14 protein-coding genes and 1 pseudogene are annotated in these 11,040 nt (G+C 64.4%); 7 read left to right on the top strand and 8 right to left on the bottom strand.

Translation table 11 applies throughout. The features are described 5' to 3' along the window. Window positions 1–194: 194 nt before the first annotated feature. The gene (locus ACFU4Z_RS10350; protein ID WP_379061182.1) at window positions 195–503 is read left to right on the top strand and encodes an antibiotic biosynthesis monooxygenase family protein; all 309 of its coding nucleotides are present in this window, start codon (window positions 195–197) and stop codon (window positions 501–503) included. Window positions 504–758: 255 nt separating this feature from the next. On the opposite strand, the gene ACFU4Z_RS10345 is transcribed toward ACFU4Z_RS10350, so the two are convergent. Together ACFU4Z_RS10345 and ACFU4Z_RS10340 are read right to left on the bottom strand one after the other, a co-directional pair. Continuing rightward, a complete protein-coding gene (locus ACFU4Z_RS10345) occupies window positions 759–2,276 on the bottom strand; it encodes an ABC transporter permease (protein WP_379061180.1) in 1,518 nt (505 codons plus the stop codon). Further along, the gene (locus tag ACFU4Z_RS10340) at window positions 2,273–2,662 is read right to left on the bottom strand and encodes a hypothetical protein (RefSeq protein WP_379061179.1); all 390 of its coding nucleotides are present in this window, start codon (window positions 2,660–2,662) and stop codon (window positions 2,273–2,275) included. The genes ACFU4Z_RS10345 and ACFU4Z_RS10340 overlap by 4 nt, the downstream gene beginning before the upstream one ends. Window positions 2,663–2,865: 203 nt before the next feature. On the opposite strand from ACFU4Z_RS10340, the gene ACFU4Z_RS10335 reads away from it, so the two are divergent. The 3 genes from ACFU4Z_RS10335 (at window position 2,866) to ACFU4Z_RS10325 (ending at window position 5,278) form a co-directional block, all read left to right on the top strand. Beyond that, window positions 2,866–3,858 carry a LysR family transcriptional regulator gene (locus ACFU4Z_RS10335; RefSeq protein ID WP_379061177.1) on the top strand — a complete coding sequence of 331 codons (993 nt, stop codon included), beginning with the start codon at window positions 2,866–2,868 and terminating at the stop codon, window positions 3,856–3,858. Window positions 3,859–4,305: 447 nt separating this feature from the next. Beyond that, window positions 4,306–4,560, top strand: coding sequence for an IPT/TIG domain-containing protein (locus tag ACFU4Z_RS10330; protein WP_379061175.1), 255 nt, complete (start codon window positions 4,306–4,308; stop codon window positions 4,558–4,560). Between the two features lie 184 nt (window positions 4,561–4,744). After that, on the top strand, window positions 4,745–5,278 hold the full coding sequence (locus ACFU4Z_RS10325; protein WP_379061173.1) for a hypothetical protein: 534 nt from the start codon (window positions 4,745–4,747) through the stop codon (window positions 5,276–5,278). 210 nt (window positions 5,279–5,488) lie between these two features. On the opposite strand, the gene ACFU4Z_RS10320 is transcribed toward ACFU4Z_RS10325, so the two are convergent. Continuing rightward, the gene (locus ACFU4Z_RS10320) at window positions 5,489–5,863 is read right to left on the bottom strand and encodes a cupin domain-containing protein (protein WP_379061171.1); all 375 of its coding nucleotides are present in this window, start codon (window positions 5,861–5,863) and stop codon (window positions 5,489–5,491) included. 41 nt (window positions 5,864–5,904) lie between these two features. Further along, window positions 5,905–6,279: a cupin domain-containing protein gene (locus tag ACFU4Z_RS10315; RefSeq protein ID WP_379061169.1), complete on the bottom strand. Its 375-nt coding sequence runs from the start codon at window positions 6,277–6,279 to the stop codon at window positions 5,905–5,907. Window positions 6,280–6,360: 81 nt separating this feature from the next. Between ACFU4Z_RS10315 and ACFU4Z_RS10310 the strand changes: the two genes are divergently transcribed. Next, entirely contained in the window at window positions 6,361–6,807 is a 447-nt protein-coding gene (locus ACFU4Z_RS10310; RefSeq protein WP_379061167.1) for a MarR family winged helix-turn-helix transcriptional regulator, read from the top strand. A gap of 208 nt (window positions 6,808–7,015) precedes the next feature. On the opposite strand, the gene ACFU4Z_RS10305 is transcribed toward ACFU4Z_RS10310, so the two are convergent. The 4 genes and pseudogenes from ACFU4Z_RS10305 to ACFU4Z_RS10290 all read right to left on the bottom strand — a co-directional run bounded on the left by ACFU4Z_RS10305 (window position 7,016) and on the right by ACFU4Z_RS10290 (window position 9,090). Further along, the gene (locus tag ACFU4Z_RS10305) at window positions 7,016–7,486 is read right to left on the bottom strand and encodes an HAD domain-containing protein (RefSeq protein WP_379061667.1); all 471 of its coding nucleotides are present in this window, start codon (window positions 7,484–7,486) and stop codon (window positions 7,016–7,018) included. A 219-nt stretch (window positions 7,487–7,705) separates the two neighbouring features. Then, window positions 7,706–8,065, bottom strand: coding sequence for an enoyl-CoA hydratase/isomerase family protein (locus ACFU4Z_RS10300; protein WP_379061165.1), 360 nt, complete (start codon window positions 8,063–8,065; stop codon window positions 7,706–7,708). Between the two features lie 85 nt (window positions 8,066–8,150). After that, window positions 8,151–8,423 (bottom strand): annotated as a pseudogene (locus ACFU4Z_RS10295) (enoyl-CoA hydratase/isomerase family protein); the annotation flags it as partial. 403 nt (window positions 8,424–8,826) lie between these two features. Further along, window positions 8,827–9,090: a hypothetical protein gene (locus ACFU4Z_RS10290; protein WP_379061163.1), complete on the bottom strand. Its 264-nt coding sequence runs from the start codon at window positions 9,088–9,090 to the stop codon at window positions 8,827–8,829. 729 nt (window positions 9,091–9,819) lie between these two features. On the opposite strand from ACFU4Z_RS10290, the gene ACFU4Z_RS10285 reads away from it, so the two are divergent. Next, window positions 9,820–10,488, top strand: a complete 669-nt coding sequence (locus tag ACFU4Z_RS10285) for a hypothetical protein (RefSeq protein WP_379061161.1) — start codon at window positions 9,820–9,822, stop codon at window positions 10,486–10,488. Further along, complete coding sequence (locus ACFU4Z_RS10280) at window positions 10,469–10,900, top strand: YbaB/EbfC family nucleoid-associated protein (protein ID WP_379061159.1); 432 nt, start codon at window positions 10,469–10,471, stop codon at window positions 10,898–10,900. Before ACFU4Z_RS10285 ends, ACFU4Z_RS10280 begins: the two co-directional genes overlap by 20 nt. The last annotated feature ends 140 nt before the right edge of the window (window positions 10,901–11,040 follow it).

Here is an 11,040-nt window from a genome sequence, read left to right as displayed (position 1 = left end):
CTAACTTTTTTTTTCGGGGTAACCACTTGGCCCGCCATCGGCGAAACGGGGCAATTGGCCCAATGGACCGCCCCCCCCCTTTCCCGGCCACCCTTCGCGGCCGGATCTGTGGGCAGGAGGTCCTTGAAAGCGACAGCGAGGGTGCAGACACTTGTCGTGTCACAAAGTGTCACCACGAAGGAGCCGACATCCGTATGACCGACACCGGAATCACCTTCATCAACGTCATCGAGATACCGGCCGACCAGGTCGACGAATTCCTCGAGAACTGGCATGACAGAGCGAAGTTGATGCAGACAGCACCCGGCTTCCGAGACGTGCGGCTCCACCGGGCTCTGCTGTCGGACACCCGCTTCCAACTCGTCAACGTCGCGCATTGGGATAGCGCCGAGGCGTGCGAGGCAGCCGGTGCGAATCCGGCCGTCGTTTCCTCGGTCGATACCGCGAGGAAGGTCGCGAGTGCGAACCCGGCACTTTACGATGTAGTCGCTGAATATCGGTGAAAGCGTGGTCGAAGTCCTGGAGCAACGGTCGCTCGGTCGGCGACCCGGCCGCAGTGCGTGTCGATCGAGCATTGAAGTTCGGCCGCGTGCTCGGCACTGATTGGTTCAGCCCCTAAGCATGCACAGCTCGCCAAGCGTCCCTTGGCGTAGGGGCCGACGCGATCACTTGACGGAGGTGGTTCACGCTGCTCGCCTTTGTTGCCCGCCAATACTCAGCGTGCCAGCGACGGCTGTACGACACACCTTCGGGCAGGCTCATTCAGTGGCGAGGACCGGTTGCCGGGTGAAGGACGGTTTCCGGTCGTAGAGTCCGGTAATCACCACACCGACGACGACAGCTAGTAGGCCACCGATAATGACATGGATCCATGCCGAGTGCAGTCCTGACAGTGGTGTCGAGTGGAAATAGAGAATCGAGCGCAGGCCGGCCACGATCGGCCGCATCGGTTCGAATTTCGCGATCACGCCAAAAAACGCGGGAGTCGCTTCGACGGGAATTGTGCCCGCTGAGGATGTCATGGCCATGGCAACGAAGAAGAACATGTTGATCAACGGAGCGAGAGACCCGAAGATCGCGAAGATCGTCAGGGCGCCGAGGGCAACGGCGGCGATCGTGGTGGCGGAGAACAGATACAGCTGCCACGGCGAGGCGACAGGCATGTGGAGTGTTTTGGTCGCCAGGAGCTGGATCAACCCAGCGCTCAGAGGTGCCGCGATCAGCGCCACGCACCATTTGACAACCAGCATGTGTAGTCGGGACAGGTGGGTGTAGCCGCGACGTCGCACTTTTGGTCCGAGCTCAGTGGGCTGAAACCCGCTGGCGGAGTCCACCATCGGGTGGATCGCCGAGGCGCCGACGAAGCCGAGAAGAACCAAGACCACCGCGTAATAGAAGACACTGGTCCCGGACCCGGTGTGCGCCGGCAGTGGTGTCAGAGGTGCGGTCGCAACCGAGAATGGGTTGGCCAGCGAAGTAGTGGCGGCAGCGGTCGGCGCGTTCTGCGGCAACTTGGCACCCAAGCCCGCGTTTACTGCGGCGACTACTGGCGCGAGGTACCCGGTGAACAATCCAGTGCCCATCGTCGCGGCAGCCGGATTGGTGTCAAGATGGATCACCGCGTGCGTGGCAGGACCTGGCGCGCCGCTGGCGAGCCGGGCGATCTCGGCATTGAAATCGGCGGGTACGCGGACGGCTCCGAAGATCTTGCCGCCATCCATCTGCTCGCGTTCCTGCTCGGCAGTCATCGGAATGAGCTCGACTGCCTCATGGTCGACGCCCTGTGTGATAGCCGCACTGACCTGATCGGCGGCGCCGATACTGCTGGCGGTCTGAGGCTCGACGACCATGGCGACCGGAAGCCCGCGCAGGCTTCCGATCGGGTCGAGGGTACCGCCGAGATAGACCGCAGGCAGAGTTAGTGCCAGGATCAGCATTACGACCAACGGCGGGAACCAGGTGCCGGGATGGCGGCCGAAGTCACGGGTGATCTTCAGGGAATTGCGGAATTCGACGGTTACCGGAGAACTCCCTTTTCTGCGAACCAGTTTCAGGACAGGGCGTTTGGCGGAGCGACCGCCGCCGGAGGATCGCCTTGCCGGGCGCTGCCCCAACCATGAGCCGAGAAATGTTGCAGCCCAATTCGGTTCGTCGGCGACGGCCGCTAACCTACCGCGATATAGCAAGGTCAACGCCGCCTCGAGTTGTTCGGCAAGGACCTGTCCGGCGAATTTTCCGCGGGCGGCGGGGTTGGCGTATCGCACCTCGGGGTTCACGCCGGAGAGGCGGTCGGCGAGGCGGTCGGCCCAGTCTCGCGATCCGGTGCTGCCGAGTCGCGTTTCTCGGCGATTCGGCGGCTGATCTCGCCCCACGACAGGGGCAACTCGTCCGCCGGTGCAGTGAAGAACACGAAGGTCGCATCCCGCATGACCCTTCGCTTGCGCGCGACAGTCGACTTATGGGGCTCGGAGCCCGCATAGGCGTAGATTGCCGCCTTGTCGTCCCAAGCAGAGTAGGTCCAGAAGGTGCCCTTCAGCATTTCTGCTCTCAAGGCCACACCCAGCGCTCCTGGAGAACGGCGGGCCTGCCACCACAAGGTCAGTGACGCGATGAGGAAGCCGGGGGCGTTTACCAACGACTTGACCTCGAGGCGCGAAGCCATGCATTGGACCTCGGGGGTGGTGGGGTTACCGACCGTCTTCCACGGAAGCGTTGGCATTGGCTGCTCTTTTCGATCAGGAGGGCGGCGACGAACTGCCGTCTTCTCAAAGGTTGTCGAGGTTTCAGCCTCGGTTCGCGGTGAGAATTCATCAACGGCGAACTGCTTATAATGCGGTAAGCCACCGTGATTGATAGGAAAACCGCATGGACCTGCGCGATCTGGATCTGCGCGACATCGAGATCTATCTGATGTTGTCCGCCGAGTTGCATTTCGGCCGGACCGCCGAGCGGTTGCACCTCTCAACAGCCCGGGTCAGTCAGGTGATCGCGAAACTGGAACGTCGCATCGGCGGCAAACTCTTCGAAAGATCCAGTCGCACAGTGACATTGACACCGATCGGGCGACAGCTGCGTGACGACTTGCAGACCAACTATCGTGACCTGCGGGCCAGCCTGGGCCGGGCGGCCCGCTCAGCCCGCTACGGCGACGCAGGCATACTGCGGCTGGGAATCACCAGTAGCAACCTCGGCAACGTCCGCCCGCTGCTGAACACCTTCCAATCCCAGCATCCCCACTGCACCTTGCACATCGAGCACGTCCACTTCGGCAACCCCTTCGGCGCTCTGCGTGGCGATGACATCGACGCACTGGTGAGCTGGCTTCCCATCGAGGAGCCCGATCTGGTGGTGGGCCCGACTCTCTATGAGGAACCGTTCATGCTGCTCGTCGGTGCGGATCACCCACTGGCACAACGTGAATCGGCCTCCTACGAGGATCTGGCCGACTACGGCGTCTTCGGAGTGCCCCCGTCCGACCCGGTCAACCTGCCCCCCGACTACTGGATGGCCGCCGCCGTTCCCTACTTCACCCCCAGCGGCCGCCCCATCCTCCGCACCGCCCACGCCGCCAACTTCCAAGACCTGATACTGCTCGTAGCGGCGGGCAAGGCCATCACCCCGGTGCACGCCCACGCCGCCCGCTACTACTCGAGACCCGACGTCACCTACATCCCCATGCCCGATGTACCACCCGCCCGTTGGGCCCTGATCTGGCGCCGATCCGCCGAAACCGACCTCATCAAAGACCTGGCCGCCGCCGCCATCCTCACTGGCGGTCAATTGCAGATCCCCGATGCCGAGGACGAAGCAGCAGACCATTCGGTTGCATCGGCCGGATCCCGCGGCAGCACCTCATGAAGCCCGAGTTCAGCCCATGAGCTGTTCTTCGCGCCGGATTCCCGGAGGTGCAGAGCGTCGTTCGACGCGCACGTGAGGAACGGCTGTTGGATCTCTCGGCGGATGGCGCGGTTGCCCGCCGCTCCCCGTGCATCCTTCGGCCGCTGGTCGGCGGGCTGCGGGCTGCGGGCTGCGGGCTGCGGGCTGCGGGCTGCGGGCTGCGGGCTGCGGGCTGCGGGCTGCGGCGATGATCGCAGTCGGGTGGGTCGTCGTGTCCCGACCCATCGCCACGCATCACCGGGGCAAAACCGGGCAAAACCGGACGAGAACGGACGAGAACGGACTGTGGATCCGTTGCCGAAGTGCCGTCGCCTGTGGGTTACTGGATATATGTAGCGGTTGCCCCAGAAAATTCGGCATCCGTTGCAAGGTAACCCTTTTCATTCTATTTCGGCTTGGAGTCGGACCATGGCAGCTGTTCTCACCTCCCTGACACCCTCTTCCGGCCCTGCGACGGTTTTCAGCCCTGTGGTGATCACCGGCTCCGGGTTCAGTAATGTCGGTCCTTTGTCCGTGCGGTTCGGTACCACGGCAACCACATTCACCATCGACTCCGACACCCAGATCACGGCCATCTCCCCGACGGGGACAGGCACGGTGAACGTCACCGTCAAGGTGGAGCTGGACGGCACCAGCAACTCACTGCCCTACACCTATGTCTGACGGTGGGTGTGGCTGGGCCGTAGGTGGGTAGTTGCCTGCCGACGGCCCAATCGTGTTGCGGTCGCAGGCATGGGGGCCGCCTGTCGATGTTCGAAGTCGGCTGCACGGCGTCCTCTGCATCTGCTACAAGAAGCTCGCCACGGCGGCGATGTCAGACACGCGCTGAATCCAGCGGTGGCAGGAGGTGCAGTTGCTGGGCAGCCCCAAGGCGGTGGCGATCGGCGACGAACTAAACAGATGCACATGGACCTTGGAGTATTTCGCATACGGTGAACTCACCGGTGACGCCGACTGGCTGCTGATCGTCCGAGATGCCTACCGCTTGCGCAAGGATTTCAGTTTCGCGGCTCGCGACGATCTCGGCGTCACCGAGGCTGGAATCGCGGTCCCAGAGTGGAAAGATGCGTGGACACCACGCGACCACATGATCGAGGTCCGCCGACGAGTCCAACCGCTGCCGCCGTCCTGGCAATCGCCCTCATACGGCCGGGAAACGAACTTCTCACCAGGGTTTGCGCCCGTGTTCCAACGTCCTCTGGCCGCTGGGCGCGCGGTCCGGCCGGCTGCCAGTCGTTCTTGCGAACGCACGCACATGCCGATTACAGCGCCAGAACTGGGTGAGCTCGTGCCTACCTGGATCATCTGCCGAGGACGCTCGGGTGTGGGAAGTATCCTCGCGGCTTGCGGTTCGCGATCTGATCTGCCCGTTCCGGGATGACCGCACCGATACCATTGCCGCGCAACAAACTCGATTCTCGCCGAGGAGTGCCCTGGGCTGTACGAATTCAGTGAGGCACCGGAGTGGACGCGATCGGCGGGCATGGTGGTGCTGTTCTTCGACGAGCTCGAGTACTCGGCCTTCGTCCGCGCGGTTGAGCACGATGAGTTCGCACGAGCGGTTTTCGCCTACCAGTAGGTGCGCCGGGTGTCACCGCGCCCAGGGTGCGGTGACCGGCGGCTGACCGGGGATCAGTCCCTGCCCGCCGACGGGCAGCACCACGATCGCCTCGAACGGTTCGGCGTTCGGGTTGGCCATGGCGAACTGCTGGTACGCGGGCAGGATGAGGGCGTCTCCCGCTGCGACGGTGAGGGTTTCGTCGCCCATAGTGACGATCATCGATCCCGAGAGCGCGATGAAGATCTCCTCGCGGTCCAGGGCATGCGGCGGGGCGTCGACGCCGGGTTTGATGCTGAGCCGCCAGGCACAGTTCTCGGTGGAACCGCGGCTGGGGGCGGCCAGGCCGACGAAGTCGGCGTGGTCGTTCTCGAATCGCGGGGCCTGGTCGGCGGTGATGAGCGGCATGGGTCTCTCCTGTGCGGCGTGAATGAGGTTGTGTACGTGGACTACTGAGCCCAGGGCGGGCTGACGCGATCGCCGCCGGGGGCCTGGGCGTACGCGCCGACCGGCAGCACCGCCACCGCCTCGAACGGCTCATCGCCCGGGACGCTCAGGTGAAAGACGGTGTGCGCGGGGATGACCAGGGCGTCCCCGGCGCAAAGCTCGCCGGTCTCACCGTCGATGATCACCTGCGCCCGTCCGGAAAGCGCGATGAAGATCTCCTCACGCGACACCGCGTGTGCGTGACCGGGATTGCCCGCTTCGAGGGTGAATCGCCACACGCTGTTCTCGCTGGAACCCCGGCTGGGAGCGGCCAATCCGACGGCGGTCATGAGGGGGGCCCGGAAGGTGGGTGCGTTGGCGGATTTGATGAGTGGCATGCTCTACTCCTGATATTCAACCAAGGTGTTCAACTGTGGTGTACAACTTGAGTTGAACATATTGAGCGAAGGGAGTCAAGTATGGATTTCGGCGTACTTCTCGGGCAGGCCTACCAGGGGTTCGTGCAGGAGTTGCACGCGCACCTGGCCGGGCACGGACATCAGGTGCTGGGCGCGTCGTACGGGTACGTGCTGCGCACACTCGCGGACAACGCGCTCACCGCGAGCCAATTGGGCGAGCGCCTGGGGATTACCGCGCAGGGTGCGGCCAAGGTGGTGGATGAGATGGTCCGGCAGGGTTATATCGAGCGCCGCGCCGACCCGAATGACAAGCGTGCCAAACTGCTGCATCTGTCCGAGCGCGGGCGCGACATGCTCGACACCGTCCGGACCTTCCACGCGGACTATGAGCGGAGATTGACCGCACGGGTTGGCGCGGATCAGATCGCCGCCGTGCGGGCGGTGCTCGGCGAGATCATCTACGCCGCAACCGATTCCACTACCGCACGCGCCTTCCGGCCGCTGTGAGCCGAGCTATCGCATCACACCCGTTCCGGTTCGAGCGTGCCGGGCTCCCGCGATTGGCGAGCACAGCTTGCGAGGTTCGAAACTCTGTCCGCGGCAGTTGGAATCAAAGATCCGCATCTACGGCGGGGCTCTCGCCGCCCCAGTAATACGACGACCCACGCCGCGAGATCTTTGAGTTATTGTCAATTCCTGTGGATCTCCGTGTTTCTCAGGTTGCTCGCAGCCAGTGATCGAGGGCTGCGAAGTCCTCGTTGCTGAGTCCTCGGAATGGCTCGACGTGCCGCAGGAGTGCAGGGCCGGGATGGTGGGTGGCGACCCAGGTGCGGTCGGCGTCGGTTATCTCGTCGTCGACCCAGGCGAACGGGTGTCCGTCGGCCCAGTCCACCAGGGTCCGGGTCTTCCAGCACAGCCCGAACCATCGGTCCTCGCGTTCGTGTTCAGCGGAGGGTTCCGGCCAGCGCACGACCGGCAGTCGTGGCAGCCCGAGCTGGGGCGCGATCTCGGTATTGGCCTCGTCTTCCCAGGTCGTGGCCCAGACCAGCTGGCACGGCAGCTGCGCCAGCCGGCGACCCACCTCGAGGCGCAGCCGCGAGAAGTGCGAGTCCGACACGACACTGCGCGGCTCGCGTCCGGGGTCTTCACCGAACGGGAGAAGCGGCCCGTCGACATCGAGGAACAGCAGTGGGTGCTGTGGGCTATCTGGAGGTGATCGAGGCCGTGAAGCGCGACGCCCTGGATTCGATGGACACCCTGTTCGACTCGGACGACGACAGCACTGGGTGAACTGTCGTCAGAGGTGTCGTCAACCGAGAAACGCGAAGACTGCCAGATAGCAAGAAGGCCAGGCCCGAAATAATCGGACCCGGCCTTTTGTGTAAGTGGACGTTGGGGGACGCTACTACAACACAAACACGCAGGCAGACACACTGCAGGCACTGCTGGCGAAGCTGCCGAACCCCAGAGTTCCGACGCTGCCACAAGTTGACCAGGTCATACCCCGACGCGCACACCAACTACAGCGACGACTCACCGACGACGAAATCAACCACGCCATCACCAGGTACCGCAGCGGTGAATCACACTGACCTAGAGGTATTCGAACTCGCCAATCGCCATCGCCGACCTCATCGACCAGTCCCCACTCCAAAGCCGTTGTCGCGTCTATCCGTTGCCCGGTCAGCGCCAACCATGCCGTGCGCCACCGCCCGATTCGACGCGGAATGCGTACCGTCCCACCGGCTCCCGGAATCAACCCCATGGGTACCTCCGGCAACGCGAACTGTGCGTCCGGCACGGCGACCACCCGCCCGGCGAACGGGGGCAGCTCGGCGCGCCCCGATACACGCACCATGCACGCGGGCGGTGACGCGCTCCCGGATGCGGTGCACCAGCCAGCCCGGATTACGTTCCAGCCGAACGAAGTACGCGGCCAGGTAGTCGCTGGCCGTCCCGAATTCGTCCAGATCCCAGCCCGCACAGAACGCGGGTCCCGCACCGCTCAACTCCACGCGCACCAGGTCCGCCAGCGCGATCGTCAATGCTTCGACCAGGTCTTCGCACAGCTCGCGGTCCATCGCGTTCTGTCGCTCCGCTCGCGACAACACGACCTCGAGCACATCGTCGGCTCGCAATGCCGCGACCAGCGGTCGCTCCTACGCTGCGGTTTCGCGAGCGGGTCCACGTCGCACGTCCGGTAATCGCAATCCGCGTCATAGATCATCCTGTCTGTACAGCGTGGCCAGGGCATCATTCTCGACAGTCCGCAGCGGCAAGCCGGCTCGGAAGTCTTTGGCCAGCTTGGTAATTCGCTGGCCGGCGGTGCCGCTGATTCCGACACCAGGAAGCAAGTTCCCACTGGCGAGAAGACGCGACATGCGCGATGAGGGTCGCCGGTGCACAATCGCCTTCCCAGCAACACCGGGAGGTGACTGGGGCCGACATCGGCGCAGGCACATCCGAAGTGAGTACGGCCACAACGGAGGGCCCGTGGAGCAATCGTTATATGTCGATCCGGACGAGTTACGGAATACCGCCGACGAACTCCACACGCTCGCCGAAGAGACGGCACGGATGCTGGTGAATTTGAAGGCCGCCCTCGCCGGCGAGGGCGAGTGCTGGGGCAACGACGAACCCGGCAAGATGTTCGCTGAATCGTATGTACCGGGCTTGAAACGGAACATGGCGGGATTCGAGAACCTCGTCCATAACATCACAACCATGGGTTCCAATCTCCGCGCCACCGCCGAGAATTTCGAAAATCAGGATCGCGACGCCGGCAACCAAGTCCGGAACTCGTTGCCGGATATCGCAGTTCCGAATATCGCGGTGCCGAAGAGTCCCGAAACAGCGTCTGCTCCGCAGACCGATCAAACGAGCCACGTCAGCGAACCGAACCGGCAATCGTCCGGTGCGAGGCAGACACAGGAAGATACCGAGCAATCGAACTCCGGCTCACCGGTAGCAAGCGGCACCAGCACCGACGCACGGCAGCCCACGGGACAGCGTTCCACGGACTCGCCCGCCGGAACCGATTCTCCCGGTGCTGATTCCGGCGCCGTGCCGGACAACACCGATCCGAATGGCGCCGGTTCCGAGGGACAGGGCGGCCACGGACAGCAAACGCCTTCCCAGCCCGCAACTTCCGGCCCTACCGCCCCGACCCCGGCCGCACCGGCATCGCGGTCCTCGGCTTCCGCGCCACCATCGTCGGTGCTGCCCACGGGGTCCGGTCGCAGTTCGGGCACCAATACCACGGCCACACCGGACACCCGGTCACCTGGCGGCCGGCAGGCTTCGCCGCCCGCAGCACCCGGGAATTCCGCGTCCCCATGGTCGAAACCCGGCAAGGGGACCTCACCGGAGCAGCAGTCACCGCCACGGGTCTCACCGCCTCGACGGCCCGACGCACCGAAACCTCCCGCTGAACCCAAGCAGCGCAAGGCTCCGGCACAGAAGCCGCAGCCGCAGCCGCAGCCGATCACAGCCGACGAGGCGATGCAGATTGTCAACGCCATGGCTGCCCGGCACAACCTGCGGATCACCGGATTCGAGTCGTCGGGAATCTCCACGCAGTCGGCCCAGGAAATCGCGGACGCCGTCGACACCGTGCTGGACAAGTACCCACTCCCCTTGCACGGCATCGAGATCGGAGACTGCGACGGCGACCTGTCGAGAGTGGAGAACCGAGCAGAGCCCGCGACACCGGAGCCGTGGATCGTCCTGGACCGCCGGGCGGTGGCGGACCCGGGTGGACTGGCCGGCCGCGCCCAGCCCTGGACTCGGCCGGGCGAAAACACACACCGCCCGATGCAGGCACGGATGCTGCGCGAATTCGGTCACGTGGCCGATCTCGCCGGCGGGTTCCGGGCGCGGCAGACGGCCCAGCGCGCATTGATCACCGAATACCTGCGAGTCACCGGCATCGAGAACCAGACCCTGGCACAGGTCGTCGACGGCTATCGACGCTGGCGAGACCAGTTGGGCGAACACTGCTTCCGCGCGGGCGTACTGGATCCCGGCCGAGCATTGGCCGAGGGATACGCCGCGGTCGAGCAGGGCGGCGCCCAGGCACCCGGGCCGGCCAAGGTGCTCCACCGCTTGCTGCTGGTCATGGCGCGGTTGGACATGCGGTCAGGCAAACGGGATGGGAAGGGACGAGGGAATGGACCGATGGAAGCGTGAGGGTCTGTGTTCGGCCAACAATGGGTTGCGCAAGCAGGTGGAGCAACTGATCGACTCCTACGAGGAACAGCAGGACCGGCTGACCGAGATCCATCGGCAGCTGGATGCCCTTCGCCTGCAGACCCGGTCGTCCGACGGATCGGTCGAAGTAACGGTCGACGCCAACGGTGTTCTCACGGATTTGTCGCTGACCCCGGCCGCGCTCCGCAGGACGGCAGACGAACTCGCCCGCATGATCGTGCAAGCGACACAGGAGGCCGCCCGCCAGGCCCGGGAGCACAGCGAGAATGCCGCGGCGCCGGTTGCCGCCTCCCTCGACGACGAGCCTGATCTTTCCGACATCATGGGCGAGGGACCTACTCTGCGTGACATCCGTGAATTCTTCCGGGACACCGGCACATCGACCCCGTGACAGACGGATGAACATACGATTCCGCTCAACTCCATTCCCACCGGCAGGAAGACGGGCGCCGGGCAGGAGAATGCCACTGTGCTGGTGCAGTTGACGGTGGCGACGCCACGAGTGCGGCCGCCGGCCGCCAGATGAGTGGA

Source organism: Nocardia sp. NPDC057440, from assembly GCF_042802915.1.
Taxonomy (GTDB): domain Bacteria; phylum Actinomycetota; class Actinomycetes; order Mycobacteriales; family Mycobacteriaceae; genus Nocardia.
Note: the sequence above shows the minus strand (reverse complement) of the source record. Positions and strands in the feature narration are given on the sequence as shown.

Coding starts and splice junctions, on each gene's coding strand:
- ACFU4Z_RS10310 (WP_379061167.1), top strand. CDS start 6,361: ATGGATTTCGGCGTACTTCTCGGGCAGGCCTACCAGGGGTTCGTGCAG.
- ACFU4Z_RS10330 (WP_379061175.1), top strand. CDS start 4,306: ATGGCAGCTGTTCTCACCTCCCTGACACCCTCTTCCGGCCCTGCGACG.
- ACFU4Z_RS10280 (WP_379061159.1), top strand. CDS start 10,469: ATGGACCGATGGAAGCGTGAGGGTCTGTGTTCGGCCAACAATGGGTTG.
- ACFU4Z_RS10300 (WP_379061165.1), bottom strand. CDS start 8,065: ATGGGGTTGATTCCGGGAGCCGGTGGGACGGTACGCATTCCGCGTCGA.
- ACFU4Z_RS10340 (WP_379061179.1), bottom strand. CDS start 2,662: ATGGCTTCGCGCCTCGAGGTCAAGTCGTTGGTAAACGCCCCCGGCTTC.
- ACFU4Z_RS10335 (WP_379061177.1), top strand. CDS start 2,866: ATGGACCTGCGCGATCTGGATCTGCGCGACATCGAGATCTATCTGATG.
- ACFU4Z_RS10285 (WP_379061161.1), top strand. CDS start 9,820: ATGGCTGCCCGGCACAACCTGCGGATCACCGGATTCGAGTCGTCGGGA.
- ACFU4Z_RS10350 (WP_379061182.1), top strand. CDS start 195: ATGACCGACACCGGAATCACCTTCATCAACGTCATCGAGATACCGGCC.
- ACFU4Z_RS10315 (WP_379061169.1), bottom strand. CDS start 6,279: ATGCCACTCATCAAATCCGCCAACGCACCCACCTTCCGGGCCCCCCTC.
- ACFU4Z_RS10320 (WP_379061171.1), bottom strand. CDS start 5,863: ATGCCGCTCATCACCGCCGACCAGGCCCCGCGATTCGAGAACGACCAC.